This is a genomic window from Bacillus cereus group sp. BfR-BA-01309 (assembly GCF_022664315.1).
GTDB classification, from domain to species: domain Bacteria; phylum Bacillota; class Bacilli; order Bacillales; family Bacillaceae_G; genus Bacillus_A; species Bacillus_A mobilis.
In genome coordinates, this window is the sequence record NZ_JAKUHE010000006.1 from 117,186 (window position 1) to 138,671 (window position 21,486).

A 21,486-nucleotide genomic window follows, 5' to 3' on the forward strand; every position below is an offset into this window, starting at 1 on the left:
TTAAGAATAAATCACTTGCGTTAACATATAAAGTGCGACACCCCATATGATGAGACCCGAAAACTTATTTAATAATACGATTGTATTTCCAGTTGAGTCTATCCTTTTTAGAAATTTCCCCGCTAAAGCTAAGCTTATAAACCAAATCCAAGAAACGATAATAGTTGCCAGTGTGAAAGCCCATTTCTCACTTCCTATGTATTGAATAGAATTTGTTCCAATTACACCGATTGTATCTAAAATTGCATGTGGATTTAATAACGAAACCGATGCAGCGAAAAGGATTTGCTTTTTTAATGGCATACTGTTTTCTTGTTTTATATCGTTGGAAGGGTTACTTCTCCAAATAACAAAGCCCATATATAGGAGAAAGAAAAATCCAATTATATATAACGTGTTAGTTAGCCAAGAAAAAGTAAGGAGTACAAGGGAGACACCCTGCACCGCAATTAATATGAGTAACGTATCACATATAGAGGCAGTTAATACTACAGGAGCTGCTCTCCAAATGTTTGGTTGGCTCGCACCTTGGTTAAAGACGAAAACATTTTGGACACCTAATGGAATGATAAGGCCAAATGCAAGAATGATACCATGAATAATTGCTTCACTCATCATATTACCTCCTATTTTAATTTATTATGATAGTGTATATTGTATAGAAGAAATGAAAATTTGTATCCATCCATATGGTTGGGGAGGTTACCAACCAAAAAGAATATAAGGTGATATGATGGAAAGATTCGTTTGGAAACCGAATATATCTATAGCGACACCTCTGTATAAACAAATAGAAACGTATATAAAAGAAAGAATCGTTAATGGAGAATGGACTGTGGGAACGAAATTACCTTCACAAAGAGATTTGGCACATACATTTGGTGTGAACCGGAGTACAATTGTAATGGCTTTTGATGAGCTAGTGGCAAAGGGATACATTGAAGGGAATGGCAGGAAAGGAACAATTGTTGTAAATAATAATGTAAATACCTTAGCTTACGCCCCGCCGCCTAATTGGCAGTCTTACGTAGAAACAGGACTTCATTATCCGAACCTTCCTGCTATTCAAGAGATTAATCAAGCTGAATTTTATCCGCATGTAATTCGTTTAGGAACAGGTGAGCTCGCGCCAAGTCTTTTACCTGAAAAAAAGATGAAAGATATTATGAATAAGCTTTTAAAATCGAGCATGATACTTGGGTATGAAGAACCGAAAGGGAATTTCTATTTAAGGAAGAAAATTGCGGACTATTTAAAAGGACATGGTGTATATGTAACTCCTGATTCTATATTAATTGTTTCAGGAGCAATTCAAGCTTTGCAACTTATTTCTATGGGGCTTCTTCCAAAAGGGGCATCTATTTTATTAGAAAAACCATCTTATTTATATTCTCTTAATGTTTTTCAATCAGCAGGAATGCGCTTAATTGGTATACCGATGGATGAGAATGGTTTACATACATCATATATTACGAAATATAAGAAGCAATTTAATGCATCTATTTTATATACAATCCCGTCTTTTCATAATCCGACGAACTTTAGTATGAACGAAAAGAAACGAATAGAGGTTATGGAAATATGTAACGAAATTGGATTGCCTATTATAGAGGACGCGGTGTATCAAGACTTATGGTTTGATGAGCCTGTTTCAAAGCCTTTAAAAGCATATGATAAAAACGGAATTGTACTACATATCGGGAGTATGTCTAAAGTCATTAGTCCAGGATTAAGAATTGGATGGATTGTTGGATCTGAGCCAGTCATTCAAAGATTGGCAGACATAAAAATGCAAACAGATTATGGTTCAAGTTCTATATCCCAACAAATTGCAGCGGAATGGTTTGCAGATGGATTGTATGATGAACATTTACAGTTTGTAAGAACTAAGTTGAAAAAGCGCAGAGATTTTATGATACAAATGTTAGAGAAATATTGTCGTGATATAGCAACTTGGTATGAACCGTCAGGTGGTTTTTACATTTGGTTACATATGAATGTACCCGTTTCGAACCGTAGCTTATTTGACAAAGCATTGAAAGAAAAGATTTTATTAAATCCAGGTACTTTGTATGATAGAAGTGCAAACCAATTTTTGCGTCTATCCTATTCATACGCAACGTTAGAAGAAATTGAAATAGGTATAAAAAAACTTGCACAATTAATGAAAAAGTAAGAGGAGAAAGTAATGAAACAATATGTAATTTGCCAAATTATTAATGGAGAAAAATATTTAGCTGCTTATGCAGAAACGATGCAGGATGCAATTGAAAAAGCAGAATTGTTAGGATTGCGAACAGGAAATCGATACACTGTTATTACTGCGGAGGAAGCGGAAGGGTTAACGTATCCTTAAACAACGTATAATAATTATGTAGGAAGTAAATAAGCCTAGTAATATATGATATTACTAGGCTTATTTTTTTTGAAAGTGTTACGTGTTCTCATATGAAAATAATAGTATTATGAGTCAAGTTGACGGAAATACCGATTTGTTGCTCGGTCCTGATTTCCATTTCTATATGCATCAATATATTGTCTGAAGTTCCAAGATTGTAAAAACTTATTTGCGGCGTTATAACCAGAATTGTAAAGCCACTCTTTTTCTTCCTTTGTTAAATCGAAGTTTGTACTTGTAATGGACCCAGTCGGAATTGTAATTGTTCTTGCTTTTGATTCCTTATCTAGATGACGTAAATCATGGGCTTGCATCATTGTTTTAAATAGCCCTTTAAACATGGAGATAGGCTCGTTATAGTGGGCAGGATCAGCTTGAATCTCATCTTTTACGAAATGAAACCCAAAAGTTGGCCAGCGAGGAGAGGTAGGTGAGTCGAAAATCCAAATAGGATAATTACTTAAAATCCCTCCATCAACCATATAACAAGGTTGTTTCCATTTTGGGGTTCTCCATTTTACCGGTTCAAAGAAGAAGGGGATTGTACTACTCATTCTTACAGCTTTAGCAATAGAGAAGCGATAATTTAAAAATCCGTAGTTTGGCAAATCATCGGGGAAGACAACCATTTTACCATTACTTATATCAGAAGCGATAATTTTAAGTTTATTTAAATCAGGTAAATCAGTAAATAAGTGAACTCCTTTTTTTCGAAGTAATTCTTCAATCCATTCTTCTATAAAAACATTAGAGTAAATACCAAGAGTAGTCCATGCACTTAATCCTTTGCCGATAAACGGGATTCTGTCAATAAAGGTTTTTTTCGTAAATTTATTATAATCAATATCAGTTATAATTGTTTTTAACTCTGAACAAGAATATCCTGCTGCTAGGAGCGCTGCGATAATGGAACCAGCTGATGTTCCAGCTACACGCTCCCATTCATAGCCTTTTTCAGCTAACGCACAAATTGCCCCTACATGCGCAATTCCGCGTACACCGCCTCCTTCAAAAACACCATCAATTTTCATTAAACATACTTCCTTTCGAATAAAAGATTTAGAAATGGCAAAAAAGCACGTATTGTACGTGCTTTTTTACAATAGTTTTTAAATTTACTAGCAGCCTACAAAGCCGCCCCAACAGCTAGCTCCGATGATGATTAGAAGGATAAATAAAACGATTAATAAAGCGAAACCTCCATAACCACATCCACCACAACTACCGCCGTAACCGTAACCGCCGCAACTATATCCGTAACCCATGTGGAATTCCTCCTTAAATTAAAAATAAAAATGAGCGAGGGGAAAATGTACTGGAAGAAATAATGAACTATCGTGTTTGTAGGAACAATGTATACTATGCTTTTTTAAACTTGTTCGCGTATGATGGAAGAGCCCGTTTTTTGAAGGCTTGTCGTTTTTACAAAGAATGGAGTATAATCTTTGTGCGATGATACAAATAAGTATGTAAATGTAAGGAGAATTTATGAAAAATAAAATTGAAGTATTAATTGATAAATATGGGCTGACACATTTGAAAGAGGAACTTATTCATACTGTATTTTCTTGTGTGAAAGTTGTGCCAAAGCAGGCGGAAACAGTAGCGATAGGTAGTTCGAAAATGGGCGGTGTTCCTGATTTGCCAGATTCATTTGAATACCCAGTGCACAAAGGAAATCCATTACAATTTATCGCTCAATTTAATTTAAATGATTTACAAAATGTTGGTATGGATCATAATCTTCCTAAGACGGGGATGTTATATTTCTTTAGCATTGAAAATTACTTTGAAGAAGATGTGAACCCAACTGAAGCGGGACGTGTACTTTATTATGATGTTCCTGTAGAGCAATTACAAAGAGCAGATGGATTCCAAACGAATTATAGCCAGTGTGCAACTACTTTTGAACTGACATATAAATTGCCAGAGCTGTTCATTGAAGATGAGGCTGATTCAGATCGATTCTTACAATTGCTTGAAGAACTAATTCCAGACAACTACGATAACCATCAAATGTTTGGTGAGCCATTCTCTGTACAAGATGAAGTATTATATGGGACAGGAGAATATTTGGGAATAGACCCGCAGCAAATGACGCTTTTATTCCAAGTTGATTCAGATACTAAAAATTGTAATATGATGTGGGGAGATTTAGGGATGCTTTATTTCTGCATTGGAAATGAAGACTTGAAAAATCGACGTTTTGAAAATGCATGTTGTGTATTACAAACTTGTTAATGAAAAAGGTTGTTCTTGTAAAAAGAACAGCCTTTTTACAATGTTAAATATGCATAATCTCATATGACCTATACGAAAAAGTATTGTATACTCTGAAACTATACGATACTTTTTTCGTATAGTAATAGAATGTAAGGAGTGACGAGATGGGAAAGAGAAGTAAGTATGTGACAGCTACCCTGCTTTGTTCAACTATAGTAATGGGAGGCTTACACGCGTCAACGGTATCTTATGCAGCTACGAATCCGACTGTAGCGACAACGCAATCAGATACAAAGCTATTAAATGATTTTAGAAAAGAATTAAAAAAACAGGTTGATAATCGAGAAGAAAATATTACAATCATATATAAAACGAAAGATAGAAATGCTAGAAATGTTATGGATCAATTGTATGGCGAGTTTAATAAAATTGTAGATGCAGATGAGTATGTAAAATATAATGTAGCCTCTACTAAATATTCTATTAAAGGGTTACCAGGAAATTATACGTTTACACTGCAAGTGAAATACCGTGAATCAAAAGAGCAAACACAATATGTAAAATCTCAGGCAAAAGCAATTATCGGTTCAATTGTAAAACCTGGAATGGATGAGCATGAGAAAGTAAAAGCGATTCATGATTACGTTGTAAAACATGTATCTTATGATACGTCTTATAAAGCGTATACAGCATATGAAGCATTAGCGAATCGTTCTGCCGTTTGCCAAGGATATACGTTATTAACATATGAATTGCTAAAAGAAGCGGGTATCCAAAACCATATTGTAACAGGTACAGGAAATGGACAAGCTCACGCATGGAATATAGTGAACATTGAAAACAAATGGTATCATATTGATACGACATTCGATGATCCAGTACCGGATAAAGCTGGGCGCGTAACATATTCATATTTTAATATGTCTGATGAGCAATTAAGTAAAGATCACGAATGGGATCGTAGTAAATATCCAGCAGCAACTACAAGTTACTTTGGTGAATTAACAAACAAAATAAAAGCGGGTAGCTCAAAGACTGCTGCATATGAACAAATGTTAAAAGAAACAAACTTAAAATACTTATCTGCACAATACGGGGCAGACAATTACAGTGAATTTAAGCAAAAATTACAGCAACAATTCGCTTCTAAGCCAGAGAAGGTAGAAGTACGATATAAGCAATCTATGGATGGAACAATGCAAGATATAAAGAAAGTGTTAAATGAAATAAATTGGCCAAAAGGTGCAAAGCGTGTATCTTATCAAGTAGCACCTTATAGTGCGATGGCAGATTATTCATTAGCGACAATTATATTTACCTATTAATCAATGAAAAAGAGCATCTGTAAAAGGTGCTCTATTTATTATGTATTACTTCAAAAAACAGAATTGTGGGATAAAATATAAAAAGGAAGGATGTGGAATCTGAATGGATTTGTCCGAAAATAATATTTTTAAATTGATATATATACTTATTTAATAATTGGACTTATCGTTTTGTTTTTCTTATCATTTACTTTGTTTGTTAGAAGGTTATTGCAAAACAGCGCTGCAAAAAAACAACATATAATTCATATGAATAAGAAGCTAGAGCGAATTATTGAATTGCTTGAAAAAGATAAGAAATAATGATAGAAGATGTATGAAAAGGGGAAGATGATGGCTAATTATATAAAAGAATTACGTGAAAAAGTAGGACACGATTGTGTTCTCATAAACTTTGCGGGTGGTTGTGTGTTGAATGAATATGGAGAAGTTTTACTGCAAAAAAGAGGTGACTTTAATGCTTGGGGATTTCCTGGCGGTGCAATGGAAATCGGGGAATCTGCCGCAGAAACTGCGATTCGAGAAATAAAAGAAGAAACAGGCTATGATGTAAAAATAAATGAGCTTATCGGGGGGTATACAAAATATTTTCAAGCGTATCCAAATGGAGACAAAGCCCAGTCCATTTTAATATTCTTTTCATTTTCAATTACCGGAGGAGAGAAAAAAATAGACGGTGATGAAACGTTAGATTTGAAGTTTTTCCCGCTAAATAAAATGCCACCATTGTTTAATCAACAACATGAGGATTGTTTACAGGACTTACTAGAGAAAAGAGTAGGGGTGTATCGTTAACATAAAAAAGAAGCTAATGAGATTAGCTTCTTTTTTATGTTTTATTTCCACCAATCATCAAACATTGATGCTGGAACTTGTCTTTTATGTTCGCTTACTGCGTAACGTTTTTCAATTTTTTCTGCTACGTCAGCTGGAACTGCTTTACCTTCTAAATAATCATCTAGTTGATCATATGTAATACCTAACTCTGTTTCATCAGCTTGACCTGGTTTTTCATCTAATAAATCAGCTGTTGGCATTTTTAAATATAGTCGCTCGTCTGCACCTAATTCTTGTAATAGAGCGCGTCCTTGGCGTTTTGTTAATCCTGTTAATGGTAATAGGTCTGCACCACCATCTCCGAATTTTGTAAAGAATCCTGTAACAGCTTCTGCCGCGTGATCAGTTCCAATTACAAGTAGCCCTTGTTGCCCACCAATTGCGTACTGCGTAACCATACGGATACGTGCTTTCACGTTACCTTTATTGAAATCTGTTAATGATTCACCTAATACGTTTTCGTATTGATTTGAGAAAGTATCAACTGTTGACGCGATATCAAATGCAACAGATTGATCAGCTTGAATAAATTGTAATGCTAATTGCGCATCATCTTCGTCTTTTTGTACTTTATAAGGAAGGCGCACGGCGATAAACGTTGCGTTACCACCTTCATTACGAATTTCCTCCACTGCAAGCTGTGCTAAACGTCCAGCTAATGTAGAGTCTTGTCCGCCACTAATGCCAAGTACAAATCCTTTTGCACCTGTTTTTTTTACATAATCTTTTAAGAAATCTACACGTTTACGGATTTCTGCTTTCGGATCAATTACAGGCTGAACATGTAATGCTTTCATAATCTGTTCTTGTAATGTCATTATGTTTTCCTCCTATTCATATTAAAACGGTAATTAAGTTTATATGTATATTGGTACATACTTCTATCCTTTATTATTTCGCAAAACTAACGAATATACAATAGGATGCGTGTATGAATATGAATGTAGTCATTATAATGAAAGTGTTTCATTTAAGCAATTTTTTTGAAACCTTTCAATAATGTAAGGTTTTTGTCATTTGAATCGATGGAAGCTATTTCCGCATTTTACTAATATAAGAACATAGTTAGCAGAAGGGCGGAGAAGTAATATGAACATTAGAGAACTCGCATACCGGAATGTAACGCGAAATAGACGAACATACTCAGCATATTTTTTAAGTAGTGCATTTGCAATTATGGCCTTTTTTGTGTACTCATTTTTTGCGTTTCATCCGGCATTAAGCGCTGGAGAATTGGGACAGTATGTATTCGTAAGTATGTCTTTTGCACAGTCCATTATTTACTTATTTACGTTTTTCTTTATTTTATATTCGATGGGAATGTTTTTAAAAACGAGAAAGCGTGAATTAGGAATTTTAATGATGTTAGGTATGACGAAATATCAATTAAAGCGTCTTATCTTCTTTGAAAATATTATGATTGGGATAGGGGCAATTATTTTTGGAATACTTGCAGGAATGCTATTTTCCGGAATATTACTATTTGTAGCTCCGATGATATTAAAATTAGATATTACTTTAGCGTATTACATACCAATGAAAGCTATTGTTGTAACGAGTATTATGTTTTTCATATTATTTATGATTATTTCATTATTTAGTGCAGGAATGGTTCGTAAAAATAAAATTATGAAATTTTTTAGAGGATCAGCAGAAGCGAAGCCAGAACCGAAAGCATCTATTATTTCTTCTATATTAGCAGTCATATTGCTTAGTGCGGGATATGCAGGAGCGCTTCTGTCACATGGTGCAATGGTATTTGTCATGATGATTCCTGTTACAACGGTAGTCATTATTGGTACGTATTTGCTGTACAAGCAGTTAAGTGTCTTTACTATTAGACTATGTAAAAAAAGTAAACGTTTCTATTGGACACAGACAAATATTATTACGTTATCAGATTTAGCTTACCGCATGAGAGACAACGCAAGAATGTTCTTTATTGTAACTATTATTTCAACCGTAGCATTTTCAGCAATCGGCACATTAGTTGGTTTCGCATCAATGACGAAAGGAATTATGGAGAGACCAATTGCGTTTCAGTATCATTCTAAGCAAGGAAATAGTAATGAATCACAGCATTTGAAGATGATAGACGAAGGATTAAAGAAACATAATATAGCAGCTTCTAAAACAAACATTTCAACGAAAAAGACGGAGGAGCATTCGTTAAGAAGTGCTATTTTCATAAAAGAATCAGATTATGAGAAATATGCGAAGTTAACAGGCGAACCATTTCAAACTGTAGCAAATAAAGAAGCTTTATTTTTGGCGGTCGATATACCAGGACCACCGATGAAAGAAAGAAAAGAAATTACTTTACCACAATTGAATGAATCTTTAAAAGTGAGAAAAATTAATACTTCTTCGTTAAGTAAAATACTACGAGGTAACGTGTATGTAATCTCTAAAAATCAGTATGATACATTACAAGATGGCTTTAAAGAGGAAAAAGATTATGTGTATAAAACAGAAGGAATGAAAGATGAAATTGAAGTTGGTAAAGAACTTTCACATCAGATGAAGACTTATGAAGAACATGCAACGTTTAGTGCAGAAGAGTACGAACAAAACCAAAGTTTACAAATCGCAGGACCAATTTTATTTGTAGGCTTCTTCATTGGTATAGTATTTTTCGTATGTGCAGGAAGTTTCCTTTACTTCCGTTTGTTTTCAGATTTGGAGGATGATACTCGTTTGTTTGAAATGATTCGAAAAGTAGGCTTAACGAGCAGGGAATTATCGAAAGTAGTTACAATCAGATTGGCACTTTTATTCTTCGTTCCAATAGGTGTTGCAACATTACATGGGGCAGTAGCGTTAACGGCACTGGGACAGATGTTTGAGTACTCTTTATTTAAAGAAAATGCGATTGTATTAAGTATTTTCTTAGGAATTCAAGTTGTATATTTCTTACTGATACGATCTCGTTATTTAAAACAATTGAAAGAGAGATTACGTATTCGTTAATTGTGTTATTTTAACTTGAGTACAAAATTTTCTAAAAAGAGACAAGTATTACCAAAAAGTGATAAAATGGAAAGAGCGAGGTGGAAAAAATAATAGAAAGTAAGGGGGGAGTAATATGAAAGCAACAGGAATTATTCGAAAAGTAGACGAATTAGGACGAATTGTTATTCCTAAAGAGTTACGAGAAGTATTAGGAATACAAATCAAATCACCACTTGAAATTTTCGTAGAAGAAGAAAAAATCATTTTACAAAAATATCAACCTTACAATGCTTGTCAAATAACAGGTGATGTTTCAGATCAAAACATATCATTAGCAAATGGAAACATTACTGTTAGTATAGATGGAGCGAAACATTTAATAAAAGAAATAGAGAAGTTTTTAAATAAGAGTGAAGCTTAGTCTTAATTTATTTTATTTTTAAAATTTCATATCATTCTTTAAAAACTATAAAAGGACCATTAAATGGGTCCTTTTATTTTTGTTATTGGTGCCTAAAAATTACGAGATTAATAAAAGAGTAGTATAAAATTAGTAAGCCATATTGAGAAATATTTTTAAGGAAGGAAAATGAAACGAATAAAACGAATGTTACATTTAAACCTTTTCAAAAGTGGTCTGAAATGAAAATAATATATTTTCAGGAGGGATTACGATGAATAGTAGTACAGCGAATAAACAAAAAGGTATACAATTGATTCCTTTTACAGTAGATAAGGTGGTTGAACAAGTAAATGAAATTCCACCAGGTGTACAACTTATTCATGCTCCACAAGTATGGGAGAAGAGTGCGAAAGGAAAAGATATTGTTGTTGCCGTATTAGATACAGGTTGTGATGTGAATCATATAGATTTAAAGGATCGCATTATCGGTGGAAGAAATTTCACGAAAGATTACGAAGGGGATCCGAATATGTACCTTGATAATAACGGACACGGTACTCATGTAGCGGGGACAATTGCAGCGACTGAAAATGGTGTCGGTGTTTTAGGAGTCGCACCACTTGCTAAAATGCTAGTGTTAAAGGTTTTAGCGGGAGATGGTTCTGGAAGTTATGAGCAAATTATTGAGGCGATTCATTATGCTGTAAATTGGAGAGGACCTAATAAAGAAAGAGTTAGAGTCATTTCAATGTCACTTGGTGGTCCGCAAGACGTTTCAGAATTACATGAAGCAATTCAAAATGCGGTAAAGAAAGATGTTCTCGTCGTATGTGCTGCTGGGAATAATGGAGATTGTAATGATAAAACAGAGGAACTAGATTTCCCAGGTGCGTACGCAGAAGTAATTGAAGTCGGCGCTGTCAATTTAGAACGGAAAATCGCATGTTTTAGTAATTCAAATCAAGAAATTGATTTAGTGGCACCAGGCGATGAAATATTATCTACGTATCCTGAAGGGAAATATGCGGTATTAAGTGGTACTTCTATGGCGACACCGCATGTTGCTGGAGCGCTCGCATTGCTCATTAAGCAGTGTGAGAGGGAATATGGTAGAAAGTTATCAGAGCCAGAAATATATGCACAACTTATTAAAAGAACTGTACCTTTAGGATATGAACGTACATCTGAAGGGAATGGATTACTAGATTTATTAAAAGAATAGCAAAAACTAAAAAACATCCCATATTCATATGAGATGTTTTTTAGTATGGTTCTGTCGCATGTAATACGACGCTTAATAAACCGGGAAATCTAGCATGTAAGTCATCTTCACGAATTGAAATGAAGCGCTGTGTTCCTTCAAGGCGTGTATACATAACACCGGATTCACGTAAAACCTTGAAATGGTGAGATAAAGTTGATTTCGCAATTGGAATGTTTAACGCACCACAAGATTGTTCGTTTTTCTCTAATAGCATAATTACAATTTGTAAACGAATTTGATCGCTAAGTGCGTATAAGACAGAAGAGAATTGAATTTCTTCTCGGTTTGGATGATAGAGAGTACGCATTTTTTCACCTGCTTGTATAAGTTCATATAGTTTGCACTATAACATATAAAGTGGTATATTTCTATTGTTCGAATATATTCGAACAATAGAAATAAAGGGGGAGAAAAAATGAAGTATACAAAATTACAAAAGGCAGGACTACATATTTCAAAGTTGGGGTTAGGAACAAACGCTGTAGGGGGGCATAATTTATATGCTGATGTGAATGAGGAAGAAGGAAAACGATTAATAGAAGAAGCTATCCAGCAAGGGATTACATTTTTTGATACAGCAGATTCATACGGTTTCGGTAGATCAGAGGAATTGGTAGGAGAAGTATTGAAAGGAAAACGCCAAGAAGTTGTACTTGCTACAAAAGGTGGAATACAGCCGTTATTAAACGGAGAGGTTTATATTAATAATGAACGAAGCTATTTAAGAAATGCTGTGGAAAATAGCTTAAGAAGATTACAAACTGATTATATTGATTTATATTATTTGCATTTTACAAATCCAGAAACAAGTTACATAGATTCAATTGGAGAGCTTACTCGCTTAAAAGAAGAAGGGAAAATTCGTTCAATTGGAATATCCAACGTAAACGTAGAGCAATTAAAAGAAGCGAATCAGCACGGACAAATAGATGTTGTACAATCACCGTATAATATGTTGGATCGTGCTGCTGGGGAAGAACTTTTGCCATATTGTATAGAATCAGGTATTTCATTTATTCCATACGGACCTCTTGCCTTTGGAATACTAGGAGGGAAATATACTGAAGATTATAAATTGAGCGAAGGGGATTGGCGTCAAAGTGTAAATCTATTTGAAGAAAATACATATAAGAGTAACTTTAAAAAAGTTGAAAAGTTAAAAGGCTTAGCTAAAGAAATGAATCTTGAAGTATCGCATTTAGCTTTAGCATGGTTATTAAACAAAAAAGGAATTGATACTGTTATTCCTGGTGGGAAACGAGCGGAGCAAATAAGAGAAAGTGTAAGAGCGGTGGAAGTATCATTGAATGAGAAGGTTATGAAAGAGATTGAATCTATTTTAGAAGATTAGTTGAGAAGAGGGATACTTCCCTCCTTTTATATAAAAGGAGAAGAAATACATAAAGAAGTTTTTGAGTGCAGAGATTAAAGAAAGTAGACAAATAGTATAAAGGTCATGTAACAAAGTTATGAGGAATTCAAAAATAAAAAATCCCTATAAAGATAGGGATTTATATATCGGCATATAGTTCCTTGGAAAAGGATATACTTAGTTTAGCATATCGGACTACTTATATTTGTGAAATAGATGTGAAAGTAATGTGAAAAATAGCGTAATAAAAAGCACTGTTTTAGCTAATGAACTAAAACAGTGCTTTTTTCTTTGATTGAACAGTTGCAGCATTTTCATCGTGTATGCCTGCATCTTTAATAATTCGTTGTTTTGCTTTATTTAATAGATGGTTTACTGCTTCACCAAAATAGTTAGCTTCGCTTTTTGTGCGGGCTTCTCGTAAACATTTATAGTTTTCTAGCAGTTCCTCTTTTTCAGTGTTTGTTAAGAAATCTTCTATTTTCTTTTTTGTCATACGAAACACCCTTTCTTCTGACAAACGACGCAATAGAAAATATTTATTGTTTATTATAGCAATAATTTTTAAAGAAAGTATAGACTAACGTCGTAATAATTTGTCAATTTCTTGAATCTTCTCATCAGCTTTCCCAATCTGTGTATTTTTAGCTTGCTCACCACCAAGCGCTTGGTGCAGTAAGAAAGTCTGACCAGAAATAGCAGTCACAATGGATACTTTTATAATTTCTTTTATTAAGGTGACATCGAATAAAACGAGTCCAAGAAGTGCAGCTAGACTACCAGTGAGAATATCAGTCAAAAAACCAAAGTGAAAAAAAGTTTTCAAACGGCGTGGAAGCAATAACTTGCCTTGGTTATTGATAAGATGGGAAACGAAACCAGTAATGCCACCAACAAGAACAGCAGTTAGCCATTGATACATTTCCATCGAATCCACTCCTTTTAGTGAATAAGATTCGATTCTTTTATATTGATTCCTTTTAATATTTCATAGAAGCATATTGAGAAAGTTTGTTTGGGTTTATTATGTATTCAATTTAATTATAACAGAAAAATCTGATATATTTTAGTCTATTATATGAAGCGGTTATTCCTTAATATGAATGTAGAAAGGGGTGCGTGAGATGAATATAGATTATCGAATAAGAAGTGTGGATGGTTATACAAAAAATATAGGGGAATTAGTAAGCATGCTGGAGCATACGAGGGCTGTAACATTACAGGAAATAAAAGATCTATCAGTTGAGCAATTAGGTTTAATTATGCCGAGTGGAGGAAATTCCATTGGAGCGTTATTAAAACATATAGCAGCTATAGAAAAAGCTCATCAACTTATTTCATTTCAAGAGCGCGACTTTACAAAAGAAGAATTAGAAATATGGGAAGACGCACTGTATTTAGGGGAAGCAGGGAGAACAATCCGTGGTCATGACATACAGTATTATGTACAACTTCTGCAAAGTGTTCGAGAAGAATCTCTGAAGTATTTGATTGAACAAGATGATGAATGGCTTATGTCAGAAAGAAAGTGGCCTAGCGATGTAGCGTATAACCAGCACTATCTGTGGTTTCATGTGCTAGAAGATGAGATTAATCACCGTGGGCAAATTAGAATGATGAAAAATAAATTGTTTGAAAATTACGTTAAATAGAGTAGCTTTTTAAATAAATATTCCATATAATGAGAGTAATTAAAATGAGAACGGGGTGATGTATTATGGCGAAAATAACTTATATGAATAATAGACCAAATACAAAGGTGGATGGAAAGGGCGAGACTGTATAAGTTAGCGCACGATCCTTCCGCTTAGCTTAAACTAGGGAGGATATCAATTTGAATCAAAATATTTTAGAATCATTCGGCTGGGATTCTTTTTTTGAGGAACAAGCTGTAGAGAATTTTGAAGTAGGACGTATTTTACTTGAGCATAAGCATATATATCGAATTATTTGTAATGATGGTGAATATATGGCAGAGCTGTCTGGAAAGTTTCGGCATGAAGCAGTAACGAAGGGAGATTATCCAGCGGTTGGTGATTGGGTGTATATAAAGAAAATAGAGAATGAAAAGAAAGCAATTATTCATCGTATTTTTCCGAGAAGAAGTTCTTTTTCTAGACAAGAGGCTGGTACTCGAATGGAAGAACAAGTAATAGCAGCAAATGTAGATTATCTATTTTTAGTGAATGCACTTAATCATGATTTCAACGTAAGAAGAATGGAACGTTATTTACTATTAGCGTATGAAAGTGGTGCAATGCCTGTTATTGTTTTAACAAAGAGTAGCTTATGTGAAGATGTGGAACAGAAAATTGTAGAAACGGAAGCCGTGGCAATGGGTGTTCCGATCTTCATCGTTGATAGTTTAGAACATACTGGCATTGATTCGTTGCAGCAATTTGTTTCTTCAGGAAAAACAATTGCTCTAGTCGGATCATCCGGGGTTGGAAAATCGACTTTGCTAAATGCACTTATAGGAATTGAAGTAGCAAAAACGGGAGATATTCGTGAGGAAGATAGTAAAGGAAGGCATACGACAACTCATCGTGAATTGTTCCGATTACCGAGTGGTAGTTTAGTTATTGATACTCCGGGTATGAGGGAACTACAACTTTGGGAAGGTAGCGATGCAATTCAAACAACATTTTCTGATATTGAAGAATTAGCAAAAACGTGCCGTTTTAGGGACTGTAAGCATGAAAATGAGCCAGGATGTGCAGTGCATCATGCAATTGATAACGGAATTATTACGATAAATCGTTTGCAAAGCTATAAAAAACTACAAAAAGAACTGGCGTATTTTATGAGAAAACAAGATGCTGTTCTTGCAAGAGCAGAGCGTGATAAGTGGAAAAAGCTTTCTAAGCAGCATAAAAAAATGTAAAAAGCCAAAGGGTGGTTCCCTTTGGTTTTTTGCTTTTGTAAATTTTATAATAATATTATTTATATATATAGACAAAGAGAAGTTAATTGTTTAAACTGTACAAAGTATTCATCATAATAGGTTATGAAAATAATAATTCGGGAATGGGAAATATTTATAATTCACTAGATTTAACTTTTGAAATTGAAAAGCAGGAGGTTTGTAATGGGTAGACTATTAAATTGGTTTCGTGATATGAAAGTAGCAAAAAAACTACTAATTTCATTTTTTGTCATTTTAATTGCGGCTGTCTCTATTATCGGAGGCATGTCTTATCAAACGGCTAAAAAGAATTTTGAATCACAAATTACGAGCAGTGCTCACGACAATATAAAAATATTAGATAATTTAATCAATCAAATGATTGATGCAAAATTTAATGATGTGAATAATTTTGCACGGGTGATTCAAGGTAATATGTATCAAGGGGATAATCAAGATGAATTAAGAAAGATGTTATCTCAATATATCAATTTAAATAAAGATGTTGAACAAGTATACGTTGCTGGGAATGATAAGAAATTTGTGCAAGAACCAAATATACAAATGGCAGTAGACTACAATCCAACAGAACGTTCTTGGTATAAAGATGCAGTGGCAAAACAAGGTGGTATTGTAATTACTGAGCCGTATAAGGCACAAGGAAATGGACATATTGTCGTAACGATTGCAAAACAAACAGAAGATAAAAACGGTGTTGTAGCAGTAGATTTAAGTTTAGATAATTTATTAAAAACAACAAAGTTAATCAATATTGGTAAAAAAGGGTATGCTTTCATCTTAGATGGAAAACAAAAAATAATTGCACATCCTCAAGAAAAATCAGGAGAAAAAGCAGCTGATTCTTGGGCGAAGAAAATTTATGAAGATAATCATGGCGCTTTTTCATATACGTATGACGGTAGCGAAAAGCAAATGGTATTTGCTACAAATGTAAAAACAGGTTGGAAAATCGGTGGGACGATGTACTCGAATGAAGTAATTGAAGCTGCGCAGCCTGTATTTTATAATATGTTAATTGTAATGTTCATTTCATTAGTTATAGGCGGAGCACTTATTTATTTTGTGACACTTTCTATAACGAAGCCATTAAAAAGACTAGTTAACACTTCTAAAGAAATAAGTGAGGGAGATTTAACGCAAACAATCGAAATTCATTCTAATGATGAAATTGGCCAACTTGCAAAAGGATTCAATGAGATGACAGATGCATTGCGAACGTTAATTGGAAGAATTAATACTTCGGCTGGACATGTTGCAGCAGCATCAGAAGAGCTAACAGCAAGTGTAAGACAAGCGAGTGAAGCGACTGAGCAAATTACAATGGCCATGGATGAAATATCGAGCGGGGCAACGACGCAAACGACAAGTGTGGAAAATGGTGCAATGTTACTATTTGATGTAACAGAAGGAATTCAGCATGTAGCAAATAGTTCATCATCAATTAATACAGCTTCTGCTCATACTCGTGAAAAAGCAGAAGATGGCGGGAAACTAGTAGGGAAAACAGTAAATCAAATGCAGTCTATTGCAGAATCTGTTTCGCAATCAGATGAAGTTATACAGTTATTAAATAATAAATCAAAACAAATTGGTGACATACTAGAAGTAATTCAAAATATTGCAGATCAAACAAATCTTCTAGCTTTAAATGCGGCAATTGAAGCTGCAAGAGCAGGAGAGCATGGAAGAGGATTTGCAATCGTTGCAGATGAAGTACGTAAATTGGCAGAGAAGTCTAGCGTATCTTCTAGTGAAATTAGTAAATTAATATGTGAAATACAAGATGACATGAGTAAGACGGTAAAATCTATGGGTCATGTAAATGAAGAAGTTCAATCTGGACTTGTTATTGCGAATGAAACGAAGCAAAACTTTACTGAGATTTTACAATCTACAAATGAAATTGCAGATCAAATTAAAACGATGGTTGAAACGGCTAATGGGATGTCAAAAGGTGCAAATGAAGTATCTATTTCAGTAGGTCAAATTGCAATGACAGCACAGAATAATGCGACGAGTACTCAAAATGTTGCAGCATCAGCAGAAGAACAACTAGCGTCCATTGAGGAAATTAGTTCGGCGGCAGGTACATTATCTCAAATGGCTGAAGAGTTACAAGGATTAATTGAAAGGTTTAAAGTTTAACAGAGGACAGACTATCTCAAAATAGCAGTATGCTATTGGAGTAGTCTGTTTTTATTATGTAATATTAAATGAGATAAAGAGTATCTTTATAATATTTAAAGGTATATTTTGTATTAAATTTGTCGAAAAATAGAGGTATTTCTTAATTTTGTGTATAATTATAATCATATAGAATGCAAATAAAGGAGATTACTATGGGAGTTTATTGGGGTACCAAAAGACATTCTTGGCTTAGTTATGTCTCATTTTGGTTAAGTATTTCATTTTTTATTGTTTTTCTAATTGAAGTGTTTATTTTAAAAACACTTTCGAATAGTTCGGTGCAAATTGTTAAATATTTTTATTTTATACTTGTACCAGTAAATATCTTTCTTAGCTTAAAGTTACTCTTTAAGAAGAATGAAAAGAAAGCATTACCTATTTTTAGTTTCATCGTATCATTATTATTTACAATTTTAATACTAGTATTAGCGTTAGCAGCTACTGGGAAATTCTTTTAAGGAGAGTGTTATAAGTCACTCTTCTTTTTTTGTTATTGTAAGAAAATACTAAGTGAAAGATGGACAAAGAGTGCATTTCATTAAGTTTGATATGATTTCAATACTTTAGAAGAATAGTAAAAAATGAAATAAGAGACGATCCATATAATAATGAAGAGAATCAGGTGTTTTACATACAGTTATGAAGCAAATGAATACGGTAAGAACGGCGATATATGGTACAATACATATGGATAGTGATAGAGATAAAGGGTATATAAAATACTCATCGTTTTTTAGTAAGAGAGGGGTTATCTTATGCTATACGAGGATTTGATGACATTATTTCAAGCAGCTCCGAAAGAAGAAGGTAGAGGCAGCTGGAAATATATAATCCAGGAACGAAATGATAAATATGAAATTGTTGATGAAATGTTGAAAAATCAAATGAGTGTTGAATTGTATTTTAATGAATATGATGAGGTGAAAATCACTTTATATAAAGATGGAATGCCTATTTCTACTATGCAAAGAATTGCGATTTCAAAAGTGGAATTAGACGAAGAGGAAGAAGGGATTCAATTCGTTTTAGAACGTATGCCTAGTCGGATGATTCGCTTGCAATTAAAGCCATATTTAGCACTCGAATTGGGGCCATACTGGGAAGTGTGTGATGATTGTGAATGAACATAAAAGAAGCATCCAATAACATGGATGCTTTTTTTATGTTTTTTGAAGTTGTTTAAAAGCAATGATTGGAAGTAAAATGATGCTGACCCATCCAATTATAGGATATAGAATGTGGAGTAATTCACTGTAACCAATGTAACTAAAGCAATAACTAATTAGTAAAATAAAGAAAATAATATGGTTACTTTTCCAACTGGTGATGGATTGCATTTGTTTTGTCATTCCGAACACATTGCCAACTAAAGTTGTGAACACTTCACCGAAAATGATAAGAACAAAGAAAAAGTGAAAAGTTGTATTGAATTTTCTTATGACTTCAGCCATTGGGATATTATATTGATAAAATTGATCGACTGATAAGATAGCTAAATGGCTACATAATAAAATTAAAGATAGTCCTGCACCACCTAAAATACCGCCCCATAAAATGGCCTTTCGATCTTTTACTTCACTGGCTAACGGGACGAGAACGCTTTGGGCGAGCGAAAGATTTAAGGCGACATATGTAATAGGACTAGTAATCCACTTCATATTCCAGCTTTCTGCAGGGATAGTGCTACTAAGAGGAGTTGTACCGTGAAAAAAAGTTGTAATAGCAAGTCCGATAATAAAAATCATCATAATAGGTACGACAAGTGTATTAACTTCAAAAACCCCTTGTAATCCGCGACTACCTATAATGAGACAGGCGATCACTGTAATGAAAATACCGAGTTGTCTTGGTAAACGAAGTTGCTCTTCAAATACCGCTCCAGCTCCGGATAACATAACGCTTGTTACACCAAATAATACGAGTAATAATAGTGTATTTACAACATTTCCAACTATATCCCCAAATAAATATTTGTTAAATTCTTGCGCTGAAAATGCACCGATTTGTGATGAAAGTAACATCATCTTTGTGCCAAGCCAAATAAAAAAAAATCCACTTACACATATGCCAATTGTTCCATAAAATCCGTTCACTGTAAAAAATTCAACAATTTCTCGTCCAGTAGCAAATCCAGCTCCAACGACTGTTCCAATATAAGTAGCAGCGACTTTCTTTGCTACTTGCCATTGTTGATTGTCCATGTTATCCCTCTTTCTACTACGATGAGCTTGATTTACTATTATGCATATGTATGAGCTTGGACAATTAGACGTATGAAGTGTTTGAAAACATACATGAATTAAAAGATATTAGGGAAGTATTAAAGGTGTTAAAACTTTGTTACATATGAGCCAATCTTTCGAAAGGAAAGGAAATGTATGGTAACATGTAATTAGGTTATTAAAAGATAAACATTATGAAATGATAAGAGGAGTGGATTGTATGAGTACGAAAACAAATGTTGTTGAAGTATTAAACAAGCAGGTAGCAAACTGGAATGTGTTATATGTGAAATTACATAATTATCACTGGTATGTGACAGGACCACACTTCTTTACATTACATGAGAAATTTGAAGAATTTTACAATGAAGCTGGAACAAATATTGATGAATTAGCAGAACGTATTTTAGCGTTGGAAGGTAAACCGCTAGCGACAATGAAAGAATATCTTGCAACATCTAGTGTGAATGAAGGGACAAGCAAGGAGTCTGCAGAAGAAATGGTGCAAACATTAGTGAATGATTACTCTGCACTTATTCAAGAATTAAAAGAAGGTATGGAAGTTGCTGGTGAAGCTGGTGATGAAACATCAGCGGACATGCTATTAGCAATTCATACAACATTAGAACAACATGTATGGATGTTAAGTGCGTTCTTAAAATAAATATAAGTATATAAAGAAAAAAGTCATTGAAAAATTCTTTCAATGGCTTTTTTTGTAATTTTTCAGTTTTCTTTTATGCTATAATATAGTAAAAAGGAGGCGATGCGATGTTTCGCTTTTTCAGAACTGGAAAAGAAGAGCGTGAAATAACGAAAGATGAATTAGAACAAGCGATGGCTAAGTTTCTAGAAAAGAATGCTAATATCGTTTATACAGTATTAGTAAATGATGATTATACAGTAAATTATGATTTGTTAAAGCCGTATTTACTTGCATTTCCAACAAATAGTTTTCTTATTACGAAGGAAACGCTTGAGGTATTTGAACATACAGAAGAAAATCTAAACCTAGTTAAAGAAATTGATATCGTACAAAAAGCAGTAGATCAATACGTAACAGAAAAAGAAATGTTTCCAATTGTTGAAGGTAGTGAAGATCGCCTTATATGCGGGATGAAATTAGGACCGTATTTAAATCGTATATTAAAAAGAGATTTATATATTTCAGAAAAACATTATTTAGTTTCAAGTAAACCAGACAGAAAAAAACAAAAGAGTGGATAGAAGTATGGAAAACAACAATAAATATATTGTTGTCTTTTTTTGTTTTTTAAAATATTGATTTTTCTGATTATTAAACTTTATAATAGACTTATTGGACGAAGAGGAATAATGATTAAGTACTGTTAGTATGAGCTATATACAGTGATTACA

General features: G+C 33.8%; 24 protein-coding genes and 2 pseudogenes. 18 read left to right on the forward strand and 8 right to left on the reverse strand.

Annotation, left to right across the window (positions count from 1 at the left end):
* A complete protein-coding gene (locus MR115_RS13340; RefSeq protein WP_242241618.1) occupies positions 1-615 on the reverse strand; it encodes a LysE/ArgO family amino acid transporter in 615 nt (204 codons plus the stop codon).
* Between the two features lie 118 nt (positions 616-733).
* On the opposite strand from MR115_RS13340, the gene MR115_RS13345 reads away from it, so the two are divergent.
* Together MR115_RS13345 and MR115_RS13350 are read left to right on the forward strand one after the other, a co-directional pair.
* Positions 734-2,176 carry an aminotransferase-like domain-containing protein gene (locus MR115_RS13345; protein WP_242241619.1) on the forward strand — a complete coding sequence of 481 codons (1,443 nt, stop codon included), beginning with the start codon at positions 734-736 and terminating at the stop codon, positions 2,174-2,176.
* Between the two features lie 12 nt (positions 2,177-2,188).
* Complete coding sequence (locus tag MR115_RS13350; protein WP_061676491.1) at positions 2,189-2,356, forward strand: DUF3933 family protein; 168 nt, start codon at positions 2,189-2,191, stop codon at positions 2,354-2,356.
* 107 nt (positions 2,357-2,463) lie between these two features.
* Here MR115_RS13350 and MR115_RS13355 read toward each other — a convergent pair whose 3' ends face one another.
* Both MR115_RS13355 and MR115_RS13360 read right to left on the reverse strand, forming a co-directional pair.
* Positions 2,464-3,429 (reverse strand): patatin-like phospholipase family protein, encoded by a 966-nt coding sequence (locus tag MR115_RS13355; protein WP_061676490.1) that lies wholly within the window; start codon positions 3,427-3,429, stop codon positions 2,464-2,466.
* Between the two features lie 87 nt (positions 3,430-3,516).
* Positions 3,517-3,663 (reverse strand): YjcZ family sporulation protein, encoded by a 147-nt coding sequence (locus MR115_RS13360; protein WP_000540425.1) that lies wholly within the window; start codon positions 3,661-3,663, stop codon positions 3,517-3,519.
* Positions 3,664-3,886: 223 nt separating this feature from the next.
* Between MR115_RS13360 and MR115_RS13365 the strand changes: the two genes are divergently transcribed.
* From MR115_RS13365 to MR115_RS13380, 4 genes and pseudogenes are all read left to right on the forward strand, one after another.
* Positions 3,887-4,639: a YwqG family protein gene (locus MR115_RS13365; RefSeq protein WP_242241620.1), complete on the forward strand. Its 753-nt coding sequence runs from the start codon at positions 3,887-3,889 to the stop codon at positions 4,637-4,639.
* 146 nt (positions 4,640-4,785) lie between these two features.
* Positions 4,786-5,946, forward strand: a complete 1,161-nt coding sequence (locus MR115_RS13370; RefSeq protein WP_242241621.1) for a transglutaminase domain-containing protein — start codon at positions 4,786-4,788, stop codon at positions 5,944-5,946.
* A 103-nt stretch (positions 5,947-6,049) separates the two neighbouring features.
* A pseudogene (locus MR115_RS13375) lies at positions 6,050-6,249 on the forward strand (DUF4083 domain-containing protein).
* A 30-nt stretch (positions 6,250-6,279) separates the two neighbouring features.
* Positions 6,280-6,741, forward strand: a complete 462-nt coding sequence (locus MR115_RS13380; RefSeq protein WP_242241622.1) for an NUDIX hydrolase — start codon at positions 6,280-6,282, stop codon at positions 6,739-6,741.
* A gap of 41 nt (positions 6,742-6,782) precedes the next feature.
* Here the strand turns inward: MR115_RS13380 and nadE are convergent, their stop codons facing one another.
* Positions 6,783-7,601: an ammonia-dependent NAD(+) synthetase gene (nadE, locus tag MR115_RS13385; protein ID WP_242241623.1), complete on the reverse strand. Its 819-nt coding sequence runs from the start codon at positions 7,599-7,601 to the stop codon at positions 6,783-6,785.
* A gap of 271 nt (positions 7,602-7,872) precedes the next feature.
* On the opposite strand from nadE, the gene MR115_RS13390 reads away from it, so the two are divergent.
* From MR115_RS13390 to MR115_RS13400, 3 genes are all read left to right on the forward strand, one after another.
* Entirely contained in the window at positions 7,873-9,753 is a 1,881-nt protein-coding gene (locus MR115_RS13390) for an FtsX-like permease family protein (protein WP_242241624.1), read from the forward strand.
* A gap of 115 nt (positions 9,754-9,868) precedes the next feature.
* Positions 9,869-10,156 carry an AbrB/MazE/SpoVT family DNA-binding domain-containing protein gene (locus MR115_RS13395; protein ID WP_000648284.1) on the forward strand — a complete coding sequence of 96 codons (288 nt, stop codon included), beginning with the start codon at positions 9,869-9,871 and terminating at the stop codon, positions 10,154-10,156.
* A 253-nt stretch (positions 10,157-10,409) separates the two neighbouring features.
* On the forward strand, positions 10,410-11,360 hold the full coding sequence (locus MR115_RS13400; RefSeq protein ID WP_242241625.1) for a serine protease: 951 nt from the start codon (positions 10,410-10,412) through the stop codon (positions 11,358-11,360).
* A gap of 40 nt (positions 11,361-11,400) precedes the next feature.
* Here the strand turns inward: MR115_RS13400 and MR115_RS13405 are convergent, their stop codons facing one another.
* Positions 11,401-11,709, reverse strand: coding sequence for an ArsR/SmtB family transcription factor (locus MR115_RS13405; RefSeq protein ID WP_242241626.1), 309 nt, complete (start codon positions 11,707-11,709; stop codon positions 11,401-11,403).
* 108 nt (positions 11,710-11,817) lie between these two features.
* Here MR115_RS13405 and MR115_RS13410 point away from each other — a divergent pair, with 108 nt between their 5' ends.
* Together MR115_RS13410 and MR115_RS30235 are read left to right on the forward strand one after the other, a co-directional pair.
* The gene (locus MR115_RS13410) at positions 11,818-12,753 is read left to right on the forward strand and encodes an aldo/keto reductase (RefSeq protein WP_242241627.1); all 936 of its coding nucleotides are present in this window, start codon (positions 11,818-11,820) and stop codon (positions 12,751-12,753) included.
* 61 nt (positions 12,754-12,814) lie between these two features.
* A pseudogene (locus tag MR115_RS30235) lies at positions 12,815-13,007 on the forward strand (hypothetical protein).
* A gap of 38 nt (positions 13,008-13,045) precedes the next feature.
* Here the strand turns inward: MR115_RS30235 and MR115_RS13415 are convergent.
* The gene (locus MR115_RS13415) at positions 13,046-13,270 is read right to left on the reverse strand and encodes a hypothetical protein (RefSeq protein WP_142286529.1); all 225 of its coding nucleotides are present in this window, start codon (positions 13,268-13,270) and stop codon (positions 13,046-13,048) included.
* 84 nt (positions 13,271-13,354) lie between these two features.
* Positions 13,355-13,702: a DUF4257 domain-containing protein gene (locus MR115_RS13420; RefSeq protein ID WP_061676465.1), complete on the reverse strand. Its 348-nt coding sequence runs from the start codon at positions 13,700-13,702 to the stop codon at positions 13,355-13,357.
* Positions 13,703-13,898: 196 nt separating this feature from the next.
* Between MR115_RS13420 and MR115_RS13425 the strand changes: the two genes are divergently transcribed.
* From MR115_RS13425 to MR115_RS13445, 5 genes are all read left to right on the forward strand, one after another.
* Positions 13,899-14,426: a DinB family protein gene (locus MR115_RS13425; RefSeq protein WP_242241628.1), complete on the forward strand. Its 528-nt coding sequence runs from the start codon at positions 13,899-13,901 to the stop codon at positions 14,424-14,426.
* Positions 14,427-14,608: 182 nt separating this feature from the next.
* Positions 14,609-15,658, forward strand: a complete 1,050-nt coding sequence (gene rsgA, locus MR115_RS13430) for a ribosome small subunit-dependent GTPase A (RefSeq protein ID WP_242241629.1) — start codon at positions 14,609-14,611, stop codon at positions 15,656-15,658.
* A gap of 204 nt (positions 15,659-15,862) precedes the next feature.
* Entirely contained in the window at positions 15,863-17,845 is a 1,983-nt protein-coding gene (locus tag MR115_RS13435) for a methyl-accepting chemotaxis protein (protein ID WP_242241630.1), read from the forward strand.
* A 194-nt stretch (positions 17,846-18,039) separates the two neighbouring features.
* Positions 18,040-18,345, forward strand: coding sequence for a hypothetical protein (locus MR115_RS13440; protein ID WP_060490078.1), 306 nt, complete (start codon positions 18,040-18,042; stop codon positions 18,343-18,345).
* 297 nt (positions 18,346-18,642) lie between these two features.
* Positions 18,643-19,011, forward strand: a complete 369-nt coding sequence (locus MR115_RS13445; RefSeq protein WP_242241631.1) for a DUF3979 family protein — start codon at positions 18,643-18,645, stop codon at positions 19,009-19,011.
* A gap of 36 nt (positions 19,012-19,047) precedes the next feature.
* Here MR115_RS13445 and MR115_RS13450 read toward each other — a convergent pair whose 3' ends face one another.
* Positions 19,048-20,088 (reverse strand): YkvI family membrane protein, encoded by a 1,041-nt coding sequence (locus tag MR115_RS13450; RefSeq protein ID WP_242241632.1) that lies wholly within the window; start codon positions 20,086-20,088, stop codon positions 19,048-19,050.
* Between the two features lie 241 nt (positions 20,089-20,329).
* Here MR115_RS13450 and MR115_RS13455 point away from each other — a divergent pair, with 241 nt between their 5' ends.
* Together MR115_RS13455 and MR115_RS13460 are read left to right on the forward strand one after the other, a co-directional pair.
* On the forward strand, positions 20,330-20,773 hold the full coding sequence (locus MR115_RS13455; RefSeq protein ID WP_000105194.1) for a Dps family protein: 444 nt from the start codon (positions 20,330-20,332) through the stop codon (positions 20,771-20,773).
* A gap of 107 nt (positions 20,774-20,880) precedes the next feature.
* Positions 20,881-21,336 (forward strand): DUF3939 domain-containing protein, encoded by a 456-nt coding sequence (locus MR115_RS13460; RefSeq protein WP_048543159.1) that lies wholly within the window; start codon positions 20,881-20,883, stop codon positions 21,334-21,336.
* Positions 21,337-21,486 lie beyond the last annotated feature (150 nt).

Excerpts from the sequence above, each read along its gene's own strand:
- MR115_RS13365 (WP_242241620.1), top strand. The coding sequence starts at position 3,887 with ATGAAAAATAAAATTGAAGTATTAATTGATAAATATGGGCTGACACAT.
- MR115_RS13415 (WP_142286529.1), bottom strand. The coding sequence starts at position 13,270 with ATGACAAAAAAGAAAATAGAAGATTTCTTAACAAACACTGAAAAAGAG.
- MR115_RS13340 (WP_242241618.1), bottom strand. The coding sequence starts at position 615 with ATGAGTGAAGCAATTATTCATGGTATCATTCTTGCATTTGGCCTTATC.
- MR115_RS13455 (WP_000105194.1), top strand. The coding sequence starts at position 20,330 with ATGAGTACGAAAACAAATGTTGTTGAAGTATTAAACAAGCAGGTAGCA.
- MR115_RS13435 (WP_242241630.1), top strand. The coding sequence starts at position 15,863 with ATGGGTAGACTATTAAATTGGTTTCGTGATATGAAAGTAGCAAAAAAA.
- MR115_RS13445 (WP_242241631.1), top strand. The coding sequence starts at position 18,643 with ATGCTATACGAGGATTTGATGACATTATTTCAAGCAGCTCCGAAAGAA.
- MR115_RS13450 (WP_242241632.1), bottom strand. The coding sequence starts at position 20,088 with ATGGACAATCAACAATGGCAAGTAGCAAAGAAAGTCGCTGCTACTTAT.
- MR115_RS13380 (WP_242241622.1), top strand. The coding sequence starts at position 6,280 with ATGGCTAATTATATAAAAGAATTACGTGAAAAAGTAGGACACGATTGT.
- MR115_RS13460 (WP_048543159.1), top strand. The coding sequence starts at position 20,881 with ATGTTTCGCTTTTTCAGAACTGGAAAAGAAGAGCGTGAAATAACGAAA.
- MR115_RS13405 (WP_242241626.1), bottom strand. The coding sequence starts at position 11,709 with ATGCGTACTCTCTATCATCCAAACCGAGAAGAAATTCAATTCTCTTCT.
- MR115_RS13440 (WP_060490078.1), top strand. The coding sequence starts at position 18,040 with ATGGGAGTTTATTGGGGTACCAAAAGACATTCTTGGCTTAGTTATGTC.
- MR115_RS13360 (WP_000540425.1), bottom strand. The coding sequence starts at position 3,663 with ATGGGTTACGGATATAGTTGCGGCGGTTACGGTTACGGCGGTAGTTGT.
- MR115_RS13350 (WP_061676491.1), top strand. The coding sequence starts at position 2,189 with ATGAAACAATATGTAATTTGCCAAATTATTAATGGAGAAAAATATTTA.
- MR115_RS13390 (WP_242241624.1), top strand. The coding sequence starts at position 7,873 with ATGAACATTAGAGAACTCGCATACCGGAATGTAACGCGAAATAGACGA.
- nadE (WP_242241623.1), bottom strand. The coding sequence starts at position 7,601 with ATGACATTACAAGAACAGATTATGAAAGCATTACATGTTCAGCCTGTA.
- MR115_RS13355 (WP_061676490.1), bottom strand. The coding sequence starts at position 3,429 with ATGAAAATTGATGGTGTTTTTGAAGGAGGCGGTGTACGCGGAATTGCG.
- MR115_RS13400 (WP_242241625.1), top strand. The coding sequence starts at position 10,410 with ATGAATAGTAGTACAGCGAATAAACAAAAAGGTATACAATTGATTCCT.
- MR115_RS13410 (WP_242241627.1), top strand. The coding sequence starts at position 11,818 with ATGAAGTATACAAAATTACAAAAGGCAGGACTACATATTTCAAAGTTG.
- MR115_RS13425 (WP_242241628.1), top strand. The coding sequence starts at position 13,899 with ATGAATATAGATTATCGAATAAGAAGTGTGGATGGTTATACAAAAAAT.
- MR115_RS13420 (WP_061676465.1), bottom strand. The coding sequence starts at position 13,702 with ATGGAAATGTATCAATGGCTAACTGCTGTTCTTGTTGGTGGCATTACT.
- MR115_RS13345 (WP_242241619.1), top strand. The coding sequence starts at position 734 with ATGGAAAGATTCGTTTGGAAACCGAATATATCTATAGCGACACCTCTG.
- MR115_RS13370 (WP_242241621.1), top strand. The coding sequence starts at position 4,786 with ATGGGAAAGAGAAGTAAGTATGTGACAGCTACCCTGCTTTGTTCAACT.
- MR115_RS13395 (WP_000648284.1), top strand. The coding sequence starts at position 9,869 with ATGAAAGCAACAGGAATTATTCGAAAAGTAGACGAATTAGGACGAATT.